We start from the raw sequence: 14,849 nt of genomic DNA on the forward strand, positions 1-14,849 counted from the left end.
CGGATGATCGATGCGCGGACCCGGTCGGGCCTCCACATCACCGCAAGCCTTGACGCACAGACCCCGGGCGTCAGGACCACACGATTTTGCCGTACGCGAGACCGCGCCGGTCGTGTGCGCGCCGGCGTTGCTCACGGTGTGACCCGCCCTGCAACCGCCTCCGCGCCGACGCCGCCTGCGTCCACCGCCGCTCACCCCGCGTTCGTGACGATCGCGATACGCCCCTCTGACTGGGATGAGGTGGCGGATCGATACGACCTTTCCGAATTTCGGTCAATCGGAATATTTTGGCGCGAATGGATTGCCCCACGGCGTGGATGTTTTGCCCGTCGGGCAACACAAGGGATGGTGTCACAAGGTGGTAAGGCGCAACGCGCCCTGCCCACCATGTCGCCGAGATCAATCCCGAAGACGTGGGCACGCTTCGCTTTGCCCACCCTACGAGACCCTGCGCAGGCCTTGCCAGTTGCCTTCCGTCAAATCGGGCTGCGCAGCGCGGGCTTCACCAGAGGCGTCCACGGCCCAGGGAAAATACCCGTCACGATCGGGGTACACGACCTGCAGACATTCGAACTCGTCATTGCCGTAGAACCACCTGCTCCATCCGAGATGCGAGCGATAGTGCTGCGACGACACCGGAAGAAGCACAGCGGCGGCATTCTGAAACAGCGCATCGGTCGCCGTCCAGCGTCAAGCTCACGGTAGATCGTCCAGAACGTATCCTGCGCCGTCTGCTGCCGCATCGAAAACACGATCACCTCTGGAAACCTGAACTTCAGCCAGAAGCCGGTGGTGTAGGCGAAGCCCGATCCTTCTTCGTCCGGCATGACATGCGTGCCGAACCAGCCGTGCTTGCGGACTTTCTCGACGAAGTTCTGCTCATGCTTATCGAGCCGGTCAGGAGGGGCATCAAGGGCTGTGAACATCGCAGCAGCATCCAGTCATAGACGGTGAGGATACACTGCGACGAACCAGCTTGGAATGACACTGGCTTGCTGAGGTTGTGGTCCGGATGGAGCGCAGCAGGAGCAACCCTCCGTAGGGTGGGCAAAGCGAAGCGTGCCCACGTCTTCTCGTGCAATCCTGGTGAAATGGTGGGCACGGCGCTTTGCGCCTTTGTCCACCCTACTGGAGCGCCCTGATTGGTTGTGATCTGCCTCGGAGCCAGCGCCAGCTCGTAGGGCGGATTAGCCGAAGGCGTAATCCGCCGCTTTGATCTCGGCGCCAACAGACGTGGCGGATTACGCTTCGCTAATCCGCCCTACGAGACTGCCCTACTCCGCCGCGATCTGCCTTGGCGCGGGCGGCGGGTTCGCCAAGTCCGCCGCGAGCTGGGCGTAACGCACCTTGGCGTCCGCAACGGCCTTCTCCTTCACCGGGCCGTAGCCGCGGATGCGGTCGGGCAGCGAGAGCAGTTCGACGGCGGTGTCGATCGTCACGGGCGACAACAGGCCGAGCACGGTGGCGACGTCCTTCTCGTAGCCGGCGATCAGATCGCGCTCGAGCTTGCGGTCGGCGCTGCGGCCGAAGATGTCGAGCGCGGTGCCGCGCAGGAATTTGAACTTTGCCAGCACGCGGAAGACGTTCAGCATCCACGGGCCGAACGCGCGCTTCTTCGGACGACCGAGCGCGTCGACGCCGCTCGCCAAAATCGGCGGTGCCAGGTTGAAGTTGAACTTGAAGTCACCCTCGAATTGGTCGCGAAGCTGCTGCTCAAAGGCCCCGTCGGTGTAGAGGCGCGCGACTTCGTACTCATCCTTGTAGGCCAGGAGCTTGGCGTAGTTCACCGCGACCGCGCGCGGCAGCGCCTCGCCATAGCCGCCCTTCGCCGCGACATCGCGGACCTGATCGACCAGCTTGCGGTAACGCTTGGCGAGGCGGCCGTTCTGATAGGCGGTCAGATGCTTGGCGCGGTGCTCGATAACCTCGTCCAGCGTCATTGCGTCGAGGGTCTTGGGCGCGACGAGCTCGTCCGTCCCCTTCAGCATGTCGGCGAGGCGCTGAGGGTCGGCGACAGCGAGGCGGCCGAGGCGGAAGGCTTCCTTGTTCATCTTGATCGAGACGCCGTTGACCTCGATCGCCTGCTCGATCGCCTCCGCCGACAGCGGGAACAGCCCCTTCTGATAGGCATAGCCCATCATCATCATGTTGGTGGCGATGGCATCGCCGAGCAGCTGCTCGGCCGGCTTGGTGAAGTCGAAGAAGACGGAGTCCTTGTGCAGCGCGGTTTCCAAGAGCCCGTTCAGCTTGCGGGTCTGGAAGTTGAAGTCGCGGTTGAGGACGAAGTCGGCGGTCGGGATGACGTGGCTGTTGATGATGCCGCGGGTGCGGCTGCTATCGCAGAGCGAGATCGTGTCCTTGGCGACCGCGACCACCTCATCCGCGGCGAGCACCAGATCGGCCGTGCCGGTGACGATGCGCGAGCAGGTCACCTCCGCCGGATGATCCGACAGGCGGACGTGGCTGAGCACCGCCCCGCCCTTTTGCGCAAGGCCCGACATGTCGAGGATCATCGAGGCCTTGCCCTCGATATGGGCGGCCATGCCGAGCAGTGCGCCGATGGTGAGAACGCCGGTGCCGCCGACACCGCCGACGGCGATGTTGTAGGGCTTGTCGAGCGTCGGGCGCGAGGCCGGCTCGGGCAGCTCACCGATATCAGCGAGCTCGCCAGGCGCGCGGTGGCGCGGCTTGCCGCCATCCACGGTGACGAAGGACGGGCAAAAACCCTTGAGACAGGAATAATCCTTGTTGCAGGACGACTGGTTGATGGCGCGCTTGCGGCCGAACTCGGTCTCCAGCGGCTCGACCGAGATGCAGTTCGACTGCACCGAGCAGTCGCCGCAGCCTTCGCAGACGGCCGGGTTGATCATGACGCGGCGCGCCGGATCTTCCATCAGGCCGCGCTTGCGGCGGCGGCGCTTCTCGGCGGCGCAGGTCTGCACGAAGACGATGGCCGAGGTGCCCTTGTGTTCCCGGCACATCTTCATGACGTTCTGCAGTTGATCGCGATGATACAGCTTCACGCCGGGCGCGATGGTGTCGGCCGGATAAGCGTCAGGCGCTTCCGAGACCAGATAGATCTCGCGGATGCCTTCGGCGTGGAGCTGATGCGTGATCTGCTGCGGCGAGAGATCGCCGTCATGGCGCTGGCCGCCGGTCATGGCCACCGCGTCGTTGTAGAGGATCTTGTAGGTGATGTTGGCCTTGGACGCCACCGCCTGGCGGATCGCCAGAAGCCCGGAGTGGAAATAGGTGCCGTCGCCGAGGTTCGCGAAGATGTGGTTCTCGTTGGTGAACGGCGCGATGCCGACCCACGGCACGCCCTCGCCGCCCATATGCGTAAAGGTCTCGGTCGAGCGGTCCATCCACAGCGCCATGAAGTGACAACCGATGCCGGCCAGCGCGCGGCTGCCTTCGGGGACTTTCGTGGAGGTGTTGTGGGGACAGCCGGAGCAGAAATACGGGGTGCGTGAAACGGGTGCGACCGCCTGCATCTGGGTCGCCTGGCGGCCGTTGAACCAATCGGCCTTGACACGGAGCATCTCCGCGATCTCTGGATTGAGATTCAGCCTTAGAAGCCGCTCGGTGAGCGAGGTCGCGAGCGAGGCGACGCTGAGCTCGGCGGCGAAGGTGAGGAAGCGCTTGTCGTGCTCGTCCATCTTGCCGACGATGCGCGGACGAACATCGTCGCGCCAGTTGAACAGCACCTGCTTGACCTGGTTCTCGACGATCTCGCGGCGCTCCTCGACGATGAAGATCTCCTCCAGGCCGACCGCGAATTCATGCACGCCTTCCGGCTCCAGCGGCCAGGGCATGCCGATCTTGTAGAGGCGAAGGCCGATCTTTGCGGCGACCTCCTCGGTAATCCCGAGCTCGCGCAGCGCCTGCCGCACGTCCTCGTAGCTCTTGCCCGAGGCCATGATGCCGAAGCGGGCGTTCGGCGAGTCCATGGTGACGCGGTTGACCCTGTTGGCGCGCGCAAAGGCGATGGCGGCAAAGCCCTTGTAGTCCTGCAGGCGGCGGTCCTGCTCGAAGCGGTCGTCGGGCCAGCGCAGATTGAGGCCGCCGGGCGGCAGCTCGAAATCGCTGGGGATGATGAACGGCTTCATCTCGTCGGTGAGGTCGATCTCGGCGGTGGTCTCCACCGTCTCCGTGATCACCTTCATGCCGACCCAGCAGCCGGAGTACCGCGACATTGCGATGCCGAGCAGGCCCATCTCGATCATCTCGTGGATGCTCGATGGATACAGATACGGCATCAGCGCCGACATGAAGGCATGGTCGGATTGATGCGGGACGGTGGAGGATTTTGCGCCGTGGTCGTCGCCGGCAAGGCACAGCACGCCGCCGTTCTTGGCCGAGCCTGCGGCATTGCCGTGGCGGAACACGTCGCCGCAACGGTCGACGCCGGGGCCCTTGCCGTACCAGATGCCGACCACGCCGTCGTGTTTGGCGCCGGGCGAGAGGTTAAGCTGCTGCGAACCCCAGACGGCGGTGGCCGCCAGATCCTCATTCACGCCAGGCTGGAACTTGATGTTGTACGCTTCGAGATGCTTGCGGGCGGCAAAGAGCTGCTGGTCGTAGCCGCCGAGCGGCGAGCCGCGATAGCCGGAGATGAAGCCCGCGGTGTTGAGGCCGCTGGCGCGGTCGCGCCGGATCTGGGCCATGGGCAAGCGGACCAGGGCCTGGATGCCCGTGGTGAAGACGTGCCCGGTTTCCTGGGTGTATTTTTGATCGAGACTGATCGGACCCTGGTTGATGCCCATGCTGTCCTCGTTTCGCCCTGTTCAGGTCTTGCTGACTTAAGCCGTTGCCTTCCCGTTGTTTTTAGCTAGGGCGCGCCGACCATCTCCGCCACTCTATGTCGGATATTTCACGATCCGCATCACAAATCTGGACCAAAGGGAGGCCTGAGTAAAAATCGCAATTTCGTGGCCTGAAACACGCTGGGCATTTTCAATTTGTGTCACCATACCCCCGCCGCCGCGAAATGAATTGACGCGGCCTCGTGCGGGGATGCGGGCGATTGGTCGCAGGAGTGGCTTTGATGCGGACGATTCTGGCTGTGATCGCGTTGTGCAGTGCGGTTGTGAATGCCGCCCCTGCTGCCGAGCCGTCACCGGAGCTGATCGCCTACGGCAAGACGCTGGTCGAGGCCGGCGACTGCGCGGGTTGCCACACCGCCGATCCCGCAAAACCGTTCGCGGGCGGCAAGCGCATCGACACGCCCTTCGGCGCGATCTACGCGCCGAACCTGACCCCAGACCGCGACACCGGGATCGGCGCCTGGCCAGATGCCGATTTCACCCGCGCCTTGCGCACCGGCATCGCGCCTGACGGCTCGAACTATTATCCGGCCTTCCCCTACCCCTACTTCACGAAGATGACGAAGGGCGACACGCTGGCGATCCGCGCTTATCTCGGCACGCTGGCGCCCGTCGTCAGCCGCAACAAGCCGCCGGAGTTGCGCTGGCCGTTCGGCTATCGCGGCTTGGTGCGGGTCTGGAATGCCATGTATTTCAAGCCCGGCCTGTTCGAGCCGGACCAGAGCAAAAGCGCGGCCTGGAACAGGGGCGGCTATCTCGTCACCGGGCTCGGCCATTGCGGCGCCTGCCACACGCCGAAGAATTATTTCGGCGCCGACAGAGACGCGCAGCCGCTGTCCGGCAATGAGATCGGCGGCTGGTTCGCCCCGCGCCTCGATGGCGCCACCCGCACCGGGCTGAAATCGTGGAGCGAGGCTGATATCACGGAGTATCTGCAAAGCGGACGCAACGCCAGGAGCCACGCAGGCGGGCCGATGGCGGAAGTGGTCGTCAACTCGACCTCGAAGATGAGCGATGCCGACGTGCGCGCGATCGCGGTTTACCTGAAGAGCCTGCCGCCGGCACGGCGCGAGACGATCGTGACGCCGCCCGACGACGCCGAGATGAAGGCCGGCCAAGCGGTCTACGCAAAACTCTGCATCGCCTGCCATGAGGCCGACGGCTCCGGTGCACCGCGCATCTATCCGCCGCTGCCCGGCAATGCGCTGCTGCAATCGATCAATCCGTCCTCCACCTTGCGCATCATCCTCGACGGCGCCCACACCGTCACCACGGCGCGCGCGCCCAACACCGGCGAGATGCCGGGCTATGCCAAGCAATTGTCCAATGAGGAGATCGCGGCAGTCACGAACTACATCCGCAATTCCTGGGGCAATGCCGGCGTGCTGGTGACGTCGGCGCAAGTGGCGAAGGCGCGGAAGGAAGAGTAATTCCATCCCCGTCATTGCGAGCGCAGCGAAGCAATCCAGACTGCCTCCGCGGAAAGATCCTGGATTGCTTCGCTACGCTCGCAATGACGACGTGGATAAAGCTGTGCGCGTGAAGCGCTACTTCTCGTCTTGCCCCCTGAACACGAATTTCGGCATCTCCCATTTGTAGCGCACCGCGAGCAGGCGGAAGCTGATGCCGAGGACGAAGGTCAGGATGGTCCAGAGCTCGGCGTTGAGCTTGAGGCCGAACGCGGTGGCGTAGAACAGGCCCGTCACGACCGAGACGCTGGCATAGAGCTCGGAGCGAAACAGCAGCGGCACGTCATTGCAGAGCACGTCGCGGAGCACGCCGCCGGCGCAGCCCGTCACCATGCCGGAGACGATCACGATTGGCAGCGAGGCATCCATCTGCCAAGCAACATCGCAGCCGATCATGGTGAAGACGACGAGCCCGATGGCGTCGAGCACAATGAAGGCGACCTTCAACCGGTGCACCAGACGCGCGAACAGGATGGTGAGGAAAGCGGCACCGCCTGCGAGCGCGAGGTAGGTCGGGTTTTGTACCCAGGCCAGCGGGTAATGTCCGAGGAAGAGATCGCGCAACGTACCGCCGCCGAGCGCGGTGATGCAGCCGAGAAAGCAGACTCCTAGCCAGTCCATGCTGCGGCGTCCGGCAGCCAGCGCCGCCGTCATGCCTTGGGCGGCTATCGCGACCAGGGACAGGAAATGCAGTACGCTATCTGTCGGCGGCAGACTCCACATAGCTTATTCCCTTGGGCTTGTTCCGTTGGGCTTGTTCCCTTCGTCGCGGCGATGGAACTCGCGTCCAGTTCCCTGCTAGACAGGTTCCCGATTCCCGGGATGAGAGCAACATGCAACGAAAGCATAGGGAGCGCGGAACAGAATCTCGCACCTGAGGGTTGTCCGGGCGTCATAACCGAGGAGACCCAATCGATGGCTGACGACCGTTTTCCCAACGATCCGTACCGCCCGAACCTCGCCGACGATGAGTATCTTCGCGCGGCGCGCCGGGATGCCGACCTTCAGGCCGATCCCGAGCTTGGCGAAGGCCCCGCCTCCAGCGGCAAGGTTGCGTTGTTTGCCGTTGCGATTGCACTGGTGCTGGGTGCCGTGTTCTACGGCCTGAACAATACCAGCACGACCAATCAGGCCAGCAACGCACCGGCCTCGCAGACGGCACAGACGCAGCCCGCCAATCCGGCCACGCCTCCCGGCATGCGCGACGTGACGCCGCGCACCAATACCGGCCCGGGCGTGACCACGGGTGCTGCACCGAGCAAGCCGGCGGCTCCGGATACGCCTGCCGCAAAGCCGGCGCCGGATACGCAGACGCCGTCTGACGGCGCGAAGCAATAGTTCGCTGAGACGTGAGAGCGGCGGGACAATGTCCCGCCGCTCTTCGTTTGTTAGCTGAACATCTTGTTGAGCTCGCCGCCGGAATAGCCGCCGCCGAGCTCGGTGAATGTGCCCTTCTCCGCCATCTCTTTCGCCGCACGCATGAAGCCGCCCCAGGCGGCGCGCGCAAGCGACCCACCGACGCTGATCCGGCGTACGCCGAGGTCGGCGGCTTCCTGCAACGACAGGCCGGGTGCACCGATCAGCAGGTTGAATGGTTTTGGTGCGACAGCCTTCACCACTGCGGCGATATCCTCGCGGGTCTTGAGGCCTGGCGCGTAGAGGCAGTCGGCGCCGGCGTCCGCGTAAGCGGTGAGCCGGTCGATGACCAGTTTGAGATCGGTCACGCCCCATAAATAGGCTTCGCAGCGGCCGACCAGCAGCGTGCCGCTGTCGCCGATCGCCTTGCGCGAGGCCTTGATGCGCTCGACCGCGAGCGTGCGCTCGTAGATCGGCTTGTCCTTGTCGCCGGTGGAATCCTCGATCGACAGACCGGCAACGCCGGTGCGCACGCAGCGCTCGACATTGTCCGCGACCCTGTCCGGCTCGACCGCGAAGCCGCCCTCGAAATCTGCGTTCACCGGAATATCGACCGCCGAGCTCAATGCTGCCAGATGCTGACAGACGTCCTCGACGGTAACGTGGTTGTCGGCCTTGCCGATGGTCCAGGCAAAGCCCGCGCTCGATGAGGCAATCGCCTTGAAACCGAGATGCTGCAACGCCTTGGCGCTGCCGACATCGACCGGATTGGGCAGGATGAAGCATCCGCTCTCGTGCATCTTCTTGAACGCCGCGCGCTTGTCAGCGGTTGTCACGTGCATGTTTCTCTCCCTTGATAGCCGCGCAGACATAGGCACGTTCACGCGGCAGCGCCAGAGCGCGCCCGGCAGCGCTAGTGCGCGTCGTGCACGGCGCGACTGTCCTTCGGCGCCTGCTCGCGATCATTCATGCTGTAATCCCTGACGACGCTGGCGATGCGCAGATGATAATCGGCAAAGATCTGCGCCCTGCCCTTGGCCTGGGTGCGGCGGTGCTCCATCGTGTTGCGCCAGGCCTGCACCGCCGCCTCGTCCCGCCAGAACGACACCGACAGGATCTTGCCCTTCTCGGTCAGGCTCTCGAAACGCTCGACCGAGATGAAGCCATCGATGGTTTGCAGCAGCGGCTTCAGATCGGCTGCGAGGTCGAAATAATCCTGACGATGTTCCGGCTTGGGCCAGACCTCGAAGATCACGGCGATCATGGGCATCTCCTGCTGCTATTTCGCCTACAATACCACCTTGCGCAGGAAGGTGCGCTCTTCGGCGAGGATGAATTTGTGTTCCTCGGCGAAATGGAAATTGGCCATGCCTTCGGCGTCCTGCCGCAACCGGGTCCGATAGGCTTCATAGGCGGCGAGACTCTCGAAGGTGATCAGCCCAAAGGCAATGTTGTTGGTGCCCTCGTGCGGCATAAAATAGCCGATCAGATCGCCACCGCATTTCGGGATGATGGTGAGCCAGCGCTTTGAATATTCCTCGAACTGCGCGCGCTTGAAAGGGTCGAGCTGGTAGCGAATGAAGACGGTGACGGACATGATGGGCTCCTGGTTTTGCGAAGTCTCGTAGGGTGGGCAAAGCGAAGCGTGCCCACGTCATTTGTCGGCAACGACGAATGGTGGGCACGTCGCTACGCTCCTTTGCCCAGCCTACGGCTTCGCTCCTCGCAATGACGACTTGGCAACACGCTACGCCCTTGCCCGACCGCAATGCTTCGGCTATCATCGAAGCATGAAATCAGGACCCGACATCGCCCTGGTCGCTTCGCTGGTCGGCGACCCCGCCCGCGCCAACATGCTCACCGCGCTGATGAACGGGCGCGCGCTGACTGCGAGCGAGCTGGCGCAGGAGGCCGGCATCACGCCGCAGACGGCGAGCTCGCACCTGGCCAAGCTTGAGGCCGGCGGGCTGGTCGAGCCGGAGAAGCAGGGCCGCCACCGCTACTATCGCCTCACCGACGACGACGTCGCCGGCGTGCTCGAAGGTCTGGCGGGACTTGCGGCGCGGACCGGCCACATGCGGGTGCGCACCGGGCCAAAGGATCCGGCGTTGCGGCGCGCGCGAATCTGCTACGACCATCTCGCCGGCGATCTCGGCGTGCAAATGCTCGATTCCCTGCGCGAGCGGAATCTGGTCAGGCAGAAGAAGCAGGACATCGAGCTGACGGCCGAGGGCGAGCGCTTCCTCGCCAAACATCTGCAGATCTCGCCCGATATGCTGAGCCACCCGCGCCGCCCGGTGTGCAAGGCCTGTCTCGACTGGAGCGAGCGGCGGCATCACCTCGCGGGCACGCTGGGAGCCGCCATGATGCAGCGATTCGCCGAGCTGAAATGGGCGGCGCGCGACGCCACGCCCGGCAGTCGCGTCGTGAATTTCACCCGCACCGGCGAGAAGCAGTTTGCCGTGCTGTTCGGTAATGGAAAGGACTGACCGCGCGCGCTTCAGGTGCTGAGGCCGGGCTTTCCCGTCCGCCTGCGTCAGTTTCTGTCGTCCCAGACCGCACGCGGCGAACGTTCATGCCGCATTCAGGTCATGATTGGCAGGTTTGGATCGCGCCGTGTCGATGTGTTGCAAGATTTGACATGTCGAATCGTGTCTTTTGATTCACTGTGCGCCGGAAGCGCCAAACCCAAAGACTTGCCCCCAAGACTTGCCCCCAAAGACTTGCCCCCAAGGACGAGAAGGAAGATCAAATGAAATACCTGTTCGCCGCCGCCATGCTCGCCAGCGCGGTCGTTGGTTTCAGCGAGGCGGCCAGCGCCGCCGAGGGCTGCGGCCGAGGGTTCTATCGCGGTCCCTATGGCAATTGCCGCCCGATGCGTGGCGCGGTCGTGGTGCGTCCCGCCCCCGTGGTGGTGGCTCCGCCGGTCGTCGTCGTGCCCCGCGCGCGCGTGTGCCCCTATGGCTTCCGCTGGTACGCTGGCCGCTGCCGCCCGTTCTGATCTCGTCCATTAACGTTTGCGAAATGGCCGCGCGGCGAAAGCCTGCGCGGCCATTTTTCGTTCTGGGGGTGCCTGACGATTCGCCGCGAATTGGAGCACCTCGGAATCGAAACGGGGACCGCTGGCTGCGATCCCCGTCCAATTCACGCGCTGCGGCGAGCTTACCAGTGATGGCGGCGGTGCCAGCGCCGACGATGCCGGCGCCAATGACGGTGGCCCCAGCCGCGATGGCGGCCATGCCAGTGAACCTGTTCGGGAGTCAGCTTGGCGGCTTCCTCGCTGGTGGTGACGGCCGGATGAGCGTCGGGATTGCCTTGCGGCGTGCGAGCGGGATCACTGAGCGGCTGCGGCGACAGCGGCGCGGCCTGCGCCGTCGCGGCGAAGGCGGCAGCGCCCGCCGTCACCCCCAATGCAAGTTTCAAAAAGTTCCGACGCTCCATGACATATCCTCTAGGCTATCGAGCAAGTGATGCAGAGGAAGTGTTGCGCTCACGACATGAACCAAGGCTGAATCAACCAAGGCTGAATCATGGGTTCGCATTCACACGCGAAGCGACATGGAGAATTCGTAGCCCGGAGGAGCGCAGCGCAATCCGGGATTCGTGCTTGGGGCAAAGACCCCGGATTGCGCTGCGCTCCATCCGGGCTACAGGACTTCGCTACTTCACAAACTCCTGCGCCAGCACCAGCGTCTCGCGCGTACGCTTCACGTCGGGCCAGTCGCGGTTGAAATCGGCGACGAGCTTTTGCAGCGCGTCACCCTTCAGCATCGCCGCGAGCCTGGCCTCGTCATCGAACTGATACATCGCCTGGTGCAGCGAGGGATCATCAAGGCTCCAGAACCGCCAAGCCTTGTTGACGCCAAATGCCTTCACCGCGTCGGGCAAATGTTCCGTCTCGTACCATCTGTCGAAGGCGGCGCGCTTGCTGGCGTCGGGGACGGTGGCGCGGACGACGAAGAACGCTGATGGCATCGGGTTTCCTCCTCTTGTTTGAACCAACACTAACCGCTTCGGCCGCCGGCGACAAAAAGGTTGCTACCGGTGTCGGAACGGGCGCCCTTCACTCGTCCTTTGCTTCGAGCCAGACACGGAGACATCTAATGGCCGACCTCACCCTGACCACCTTCGATTGGGTTCCCGAACCGCCGCGAGGTTTCGTGCGTGATCTGCGCGTGCGCTGGGCCCTCGAAGAAGCCGCGCTGCCCTATCGAGTCGCCAGCGCGCCTTTCGAAGATCGCGGGCCTGCGCATTTCGCGCACCAGCCGTTCGGCCAGGTGCCGTGGCTGACCAACGGCGACCTCTCGATCTTCGAGAGCGGCGCGATTCTGCTGCATCTCGGCGAGCGCAGCGCGAAGCTGATGCCCACGGACCCGCACGGCCGCGCCGAGACGACGGAATGGGTGTTCGCGGCGCTCAATTCGGTGGAGATGGCCAGCCTGCCCTGGGCGATGTCGAAGTTCATGGGACATCCGACGGACACGGCGGCGTGGAAATTCGTCGACGACTTCCTCAAGCTTCGGCTCAAGCATCTCGAGCCGGTGCTGGCCGGCCGCGAATGGCTGGCGGGCTCGTTCTCCGTCGCCGACATCCTGATGTCGGACGTGCTGCGCGTCGTCGATGGTTTCGAAGGGCTGGCGGACAGTCCTGCCTGCCGCGCCTACGTCGCACGCTCCACCGGCCGCCCGGCGTTCGCCAAGGCGCACGCGGACCAGATGGCGCATTTCGCTGCGGCGGATAAGGCGCGCGGAGCGTGATGCGCCTCACATAATCGTTCCGGTGCCCGGCCTACAGTCGTCGCAACCGGACAGAAGCAATTCGACAGGTGACACATGGTCCGCATCGAATATCTCAAGCGACAGATCGCCCGCGCCGAGCGGCTGGCCAAAGCCATCCTCGACCGGCAAACCGCCGATCGGCTGCAAGCCTTCGCCGCCGAATGCCGCACGGAATTGTCGGAGCTGACGCTCAAGACCGCCGCTTGAGGCGTGGTGGGCCGGATGCGTGAGATACGTAGGGCGGATTAGCGTCAGCGTAATCCGCCACTTCTCCATCCGACGACGCAATCTTGGCGGATTACGCTATCGCTAATCCGCCCTACACCTCACACCAGCTTCAGCGGCGCGTCCGCGACGACGCGCAGGTCGATGCTGCCGATCAGGGCCGCACGCCGCGCCTCCGCAGCACTGATGGCCTCGTCCGTCTGCCGCAGCGTCGAGACGTTCGAGCCGAGCGACACGATCCCGCCCAGCACCAGCGCAATCGATCCGAGCGCTGCGGTCTGACCAAAGCCAAGCACACCCAGGATCGTGATCAACAGCAGCGCGGCCCCGCCGCCGATGGCGATCTTGGACGCCAGGATGTACTTCCGGCACCGCTCGGCGATCTCGGCGAGCCGCTCGATCCGATCTTCGATATCGGAGATTTCGTCGGTCGGATCGTCTTCAGTCATGCCAATTCAAGAGAATTAGTCGCCCGCATGAGCGAAGCGACCTGCGGGACCTAGGCAAAGTCCCGGATGTCGCTGCGCTCATCCGGGCTACGTGCGTTCACAACGGCAAATTGTCGTGCTTCTTCGCCGGCGTTTCCACCTTCTTGTCCTTCAGCATCGACAGCGCGCGTGCGATCCGCTTGCGGGTCGAGTGCGGCATGATGACGTCGTCGATATAGCCGCGCTCGGCGGCGATGAAGGGGGACAGGAAGCGGTCTTCGTATTCCTTGGTGCGTGCGGCGATCTTGTCGGGGTCGCCGATGTCTGAGCGGAAGATGATCTCGACCGCGCCCTTGGCGCCCATCACTGCGATCTGGGCGGTCGGCCAGGCGTAGTTCATGTCCGCGCCGATCTCCTTGGAGGCCATGACGTCGAAGGCGCCGCCATAGGCCTTGCGGGTGATGATGGTGACCAGCGGCACGGTGCACTGCGAATAGGCAAACAGCAGCTTGGCGCCGTGCTTGATCAGGCCGCCATATTCCTGCGCGGTGCCGGGCAGGAAGCCCGGCACGTCGACGAAGGTGACGATCGGGATGTTGAAGGCGTCGCAGAAGCGCACGAAGCGCGCGGCCTTGCGCGAGGCATCGCTGTCGAGCACGCCGGCCAGCACCATCGGCTGGTTGGCGACGAAGCCGACGGTGCGCCCCGCGATGCGGCCGAAGCCGGTGACGATGTTCTTGGCGAACATGTCGGCGATCTCGAAGAAGTCGCCCTCGTCCACGACCTTCAGGATCAGCTCCTTCATGTCGTAGGGTTTGTTCGGATTGTCGGGGATCAGCGTGTCCAGGGACATGTCGACCCGGCCGATGTCGTCGAAGCTCGGCCATTCCGGAACGCCGTCGGTGTTGTTGGACGGCAGGAAGTCGATCAGGCGCCGCATCTGCAACAGCGTCTCGACGTCGTTCTCGAAGGCGCCATCGGCGATCGAGGAACGCGTGGCGTGCACCGAGGCGCCGCCGAGCTCTTCGGCCGTGACGACCTCGTTGGTGACGGTCTTCACCACATCGGGGCCCGTGACGAACATGTAGCTGGTGTTCTTCACCATGAAGATGAAGTCGGTCATCGCCGGCGAATAAACGTCGCCACCGGCGCAGGGGCCCATGATGACGGAGATCTGCGGGATCACGCCCGAGGCGAGCACGTTGCGGCGGAACACGTAGGAGTAGCCGGCGAGCGCCGCCACGCCTTCCTGGATGCGGGCGCCGCCCGCGTCATAGAGGCCGATGATGGGCGCCCTCGCCTTCATCGCCATGTCCTGCAGCTTCGTGATCTTCAGCGCGTGCGTTTCCGAGAGCGAACCGCCGAAGACCGTAAAATCCTTCGCGAACACGAACGTCTTGCGGCCGTTGACGGTGCCCCAGCCGGTGACCACGCCATCGCCGGGGACCTTGGTCTTCTCCATGCCGAACTCGGTGGAGCGGTGCTCGACGAACATGTCGAATTCCTCGAACGATCCCTTGTCGAGCAGCAGCTCGATGCGCTCGCGCGCGGTCAGCTTGCCGCGGGCGTGCTGCGCCTCGATGCGCTTCTCCCCGCCGCCGAGCTTTGCGCCGGCACGACGATCTTCAAGGGCGTCCAGGATGTGTTTCATTTGCTCCCGCCAGTTCTTAGGCCTTAAGATGCCGGGGGTTCTAACACGGCATTTTGCGAAGCGGGAAGCCGCTTTCGGCGTCGCAGGGCTGCCCTGAAGCAGCGTGAAAGCGCAAG

Annotated in this window: 15 protein-coding genes and 1 pseudogene; 6 read left to right on the plus strand and 10 right to left on the minus strand. The window is 64.1% G+C overall.

Annotated elements, in window-relative coordinates:
* Nucleotides 1–438 precede the first annotated feature (438 nt).
* Both IVB26_RS24630 and IVB26_RS24635 read right to left on the minus strand, forming a co-directional pair.
* A pseudogene (locus IVB26_RS24630) lies at nucleotides 439–926 on the minus strand (DUF4262 domain-containing protein).
* 348 nt (nucleotides 927–1,274) lie between these two features.
* Complete coding sequence (locus IVB26_RS24635) at nucleotides 1,275–4,766, minus strand: indolepyruvate ferredoxin oxidoreductase family protein (protein WP_247967792.1); 3,492 nt, start codon at nucleotides 4,764–4,766, stop codon at nucleotides 1,275–1,277.
* A gap of 281 nt (nucleotides 4,767–5,047) precedes the next feature.
* Here IVB26_RS24635 and IVB26_RS24640 point away from each other — a divergent pair, with 281 nt between their 5' ends.
* Nucleotides 5,048–6,256: a c-type cytochrome gene (locus IVB26_RS24640; RefSeq protein ID WP_247967793.1), complete on the plus strand. Its 1,209-nt coding sequence runs from the start codon at nucleotides 5,048–5,050 to the stop codon at nucleotides 6,254–6,256.
* A 117-nt stretch (nucleotides 6,257–6,373) separates the two neighbouring features.
* On the opposite strand, the gene IVB26_RS24645 is transcribed toward IVB26_RS24640, so the two are convergent.
* Nucleotides 6,374–7,018, minus strand: a complete 645-nt coding sequence (locus IVB26_RS24645; RefSeq protein ID WP_247967794.1) for a trimeric intracellular cation channel family protein — start codon at nucleotides 7,016–7,018, stop codon at nucleotides 6,374–6,376.
* A gap of 192 nt (nucleotides 7,019–7,210) precedes the next feature.
* Here IVB26_RS24645 and IVB26_RS24650 point away from each other — a divergent pair, with 192 nt between their 5' ends.
* Nucleotides 7,211–7,633, plus strand: coding sequence for a hypothetical protein (locus IVB26_RS24650; protein ID WP_247967795.1), 423 nt, complete (start codon nucleotides 7,211–7,213; stop codon nucleotides 7,631–7,633).
* 50 nt (nucleotides 7,634–7,683) lie between these two features.
* On the opposite strand, the gene IVB26_RS24655 is transcribed toward IVB26_RS24650, so the two are convergent.
* The 3 genes from IVB26_RS24655 to IVB26_RS24665 all read right to left on the minus strand — a co-directional run bounded on the left by IVB26_RS24655 (nucleotide 7,684) and on the right by IVB26_RS24665 (nucleotide 9,248).
* Nucleotides 7,684–8,493, minus strand: coding sequence for an isocitrate lyase/PEP mutase family protein (locus IVB26_RS24655; RefSeq protein WP_247967796.1), 810 nt, complete (start codon nucleotides 8,491–8,493; stop codon nucleotides 7,684–7,686).
* A 71-nt stretch (nucleotides 8,494–8,564) separates the two neighbouring features.
* Nucleotides 8,565–8,915, minus strand: a complete 351-nt coding sequence (locus tag IVB26_RS24660; RefSeq protein ID WP_247314964.1) for an antibiotic biosynthesis monooxygenase family protein — start codon at nucleotides 8,913–8,915, stop codon at nucleotides 8,565–8,567.
* Between the two features lie 24 nt (nucleotides 8,916–8,939).
* A complete protein-coding gene (locus tag IVB26_RS24665; protein WP_247967797.1) occupies nucleotides 8,940–9,248 on the minus strand; it encodes an NIPSNAP family protein in 309 nt (102 codons plus the stop codon).
* 193 nt (nucleotides 9,249–9,441) lie between these two features.
* Between IVB26_RS24665 and IVB26_RS24670 the strand changes: the two genes are divergently transcribed.
* Together IVB26_RS24670 and IVB26_RS24675 are read left to right on the plus strand one after the other, a co-directional pair.
* The gene (locus IVB26_RS24670; protein WP_247967798.1) at nucleotides 9,442–10,140 is read left to right on the plus strand and encodes a winged helix-turn-helix domain-containing protein; all 699 of its coding nucleotides are present in this window, start codon (nucleotides 9,442–9,444) and stop codon (nucleotides 10,138–10,140) included.
* 263 nt (nucleotides 10,141–10,403) lie between these two features.
* Nucleotides 10,404–10,652 carry a GCG_CRPN prefix-to-repeats domain-containing protein gene (locus IVB26_RS24675; protein ID WP_247008038.1) on the plus strand — a complete coding sequence of 83 codons (249 nt, stop codon included), beginning with the start codon at nucleotides 10,404–10,406 and terminating at the stop codon, nucleotides 10,650–10,652.
* A gap of 161 nt (nucleotides 10,653–10,813) precedes the next feature.
* Here IVB26_RS24675 and IVB26_RS24680 read toward each other — a convergent pair whose 3' ends face one another.
* Nucleotides 10,814–11,092, minus strand: coding sequence for a twin-arginine translocation signal domain-containing protein (locus IVB26_RS24680; RefSeq protein ID WP_247967799.1), 279 nt, complete (start codon nucleotides 11,090–11,092; stop codon nucleotides 10,814–10,816).
* Between the two features lie 219 nt (nucleotides 11,093–11,311).
* On the minus strand, nucleotides 11,312–11,626 hold the full coding sequence (locus tag IVB26_RS24685; protein WP_247967800.1) for a hypothetical protein: 315 nt from the start codon (nucleotides 11,624–11,626) through the stop codon (nucleotides 11,312–11,314).
* A gap of 128 nt (nucleotides 11,627–11,754) precedes the next feature.
* Here IVB26_RS24685 and IVB26_RS24690 point away from each other — a divergent pair, with 128 nt between their 5' ends.
* On the plus strand, nucleotides 11,755–12,408 hold the full coding sequence (locus tag IVB26_RS24690; protein ID WP_247967801.1) for a glutathione S-transferase family protein: 654 nt from the start codon (nucleotides 11,755–11,757) through the stop codon (nucleotides 12,406–12,408).
* 75 nt (nucleotides 12,409–12,483) lie between these two features.
* Complete coding sequence (locus tag IVB26_RS24695) at nucleotides 12,484–12,636, plus strand: hypothetical protein (RefSeq protein WP_194402766.1); 153 nt, start codon at nucleotides 12,484–12,486, stop codon at nucleotides 12,634–12,636.
* A gap of 119 nt (nucleotides 12,637–12,755) precedes the next feature.
* Here the strand turns inward: IVB26_RS24695 and IVB26_RS24700 are convergent, their stop codons facing one another.
* Both IVB26_RS24700 and IVB26_RS24705 read right to left on the minus strand, forming a co-directional pair.
* Entirely contained in the window at nucleotides 12,756–13,103 is a 348-nt protein-coding gene (locus IVB26_RS24700; RefSeq protein ID WP_247967802.1) for a hypothetical protein, read from the minus strand.
* Between the two features lie 97 nt (nucleotides 13,104–13,200).
* Nucleotides 13,201–14,733, minus strand: a complete 1,533-nt coding sequence (locus IVB26_RS24705) for an acyl-CoA carboxylase subunit beta (protein WP_247967803.1) — start codon at nucleotides 14,731–14,733, stop codon at nucleotides 13,201–13,203.
* Between the last annotated feature and the right edge of the window lie 116 nt (nucleotides 14,734–14,849).

This window comes from Bradyrhizobium sp. 195 (genome assembly GCF_023101665.1).
Classification (GTDB): Bacteria; Pseudomonadota; Alphaproteobacteria; order Rhizobiales; family Xanthobacteraceae; genus Bradyrhizobium.

Coding starts and splice junctions, on each gene's coding strand:
- IVB26_RS24700 (WP_247967802.1), bottom strand. CDS start 13,103: ATGACTGAAGACGATCCGACCGACGAAATCTCCGATATCGAAGATCGG.
- IVB26_RS24650 (WP_247967795.1), top strand. CDS start 7,211: ATGGCTGACGACCGTTTTCCCAACGATCCGTACCGCCCGAACCTCGCC.
- IVB26_RS24685 (WP_247967800.1), bottom strand. CDS start 11,626: ATGCCATCAGCGTTCTTCGTCGTCCGCGCCACCGTCCCCGACGCCAGC.
- IVB26_RS24680 (WP_247967799.1), bottom strand. CDS start 11,092: ATGGAGCGTCGGAACTTTTTGAAACTTGCATTGGGGGTGACGGCGGGC.
- IVB26_RS24675 (WP_247008038.1), top strand. CDS start 10,404: ATGAAATACCTGTTCGCCGCCGCCATGCTCGCCAGCGCGGTCGTTGGT.
- IVB26_RS24660 (WP_247314964.1), bottom strand. CDS start 8,915: ATGATCGCCGTGATCTTCGAGGTCTGGCCCAAGCCGGAACATCGTCAG.
- IVB26_RS24695 (WP_194402766.1), top strand. CDS start 12,484: ATGGTCCGCATCGAATATCTCAAGCGACAGATCGCCCGCGCCGAGCGG.
- IVB26_RS24670 (WP_247967798.1), top strand. CDS start 9,442: ATGAAATCAGGACCCGACATCGCCCTGGTCGCTTCGCTGGTCGGCGAC.
- IVB26_RS24635 (WP_247967792.1), bottom strand. CDS start 4,766: ATGGGCATCAACCAGGGTCCGATCAGTCTCGATCAAAAATACACCCAG.
- IVB26_RS24705 (WP_247967803.1), bottom strand. CDS start 14,733: ATGAAACACATCCTGGACGCCCTTGAAGATCGTCGTGCCGGCGCAAAG.
- IVB26_RS24655 (WP_247967796.1), bottom strand. CDS start 8,493: ATGCACGTGACAACCGCTGACAAGCGCGCGGCGTTCAAGAAGATGCAC.
- IVB26_RS24690 (WP_247967801.1), top strand. CDS start 11,755: ATGGCCGACCTCACCCTGACCACCTTCGATTGGGTTCCCGAACCGCCG.
- IVB26_RS24665 (WP_247967797.1), bottom strand. CDS start 9,248: ATGTCCGTCACCGTCTTCATTCGCTACCAGCTCGACCCTTTCAAGCGC.
- IVB26_RS24645 (WP_247967794.1), bottom strand. CDS start 7,018: ATGTGGAGTCTGCCGCCGACAGATAGCGTACTGCATTTCCTGTCCCTG.
- IVB26_RS24640 (WP_247967793.1), top strand. CDS start 5,048: ATGCGGACGATTCTGGCTGTGATCGCGTTGTGCAGTGCGGTTGTGAAT.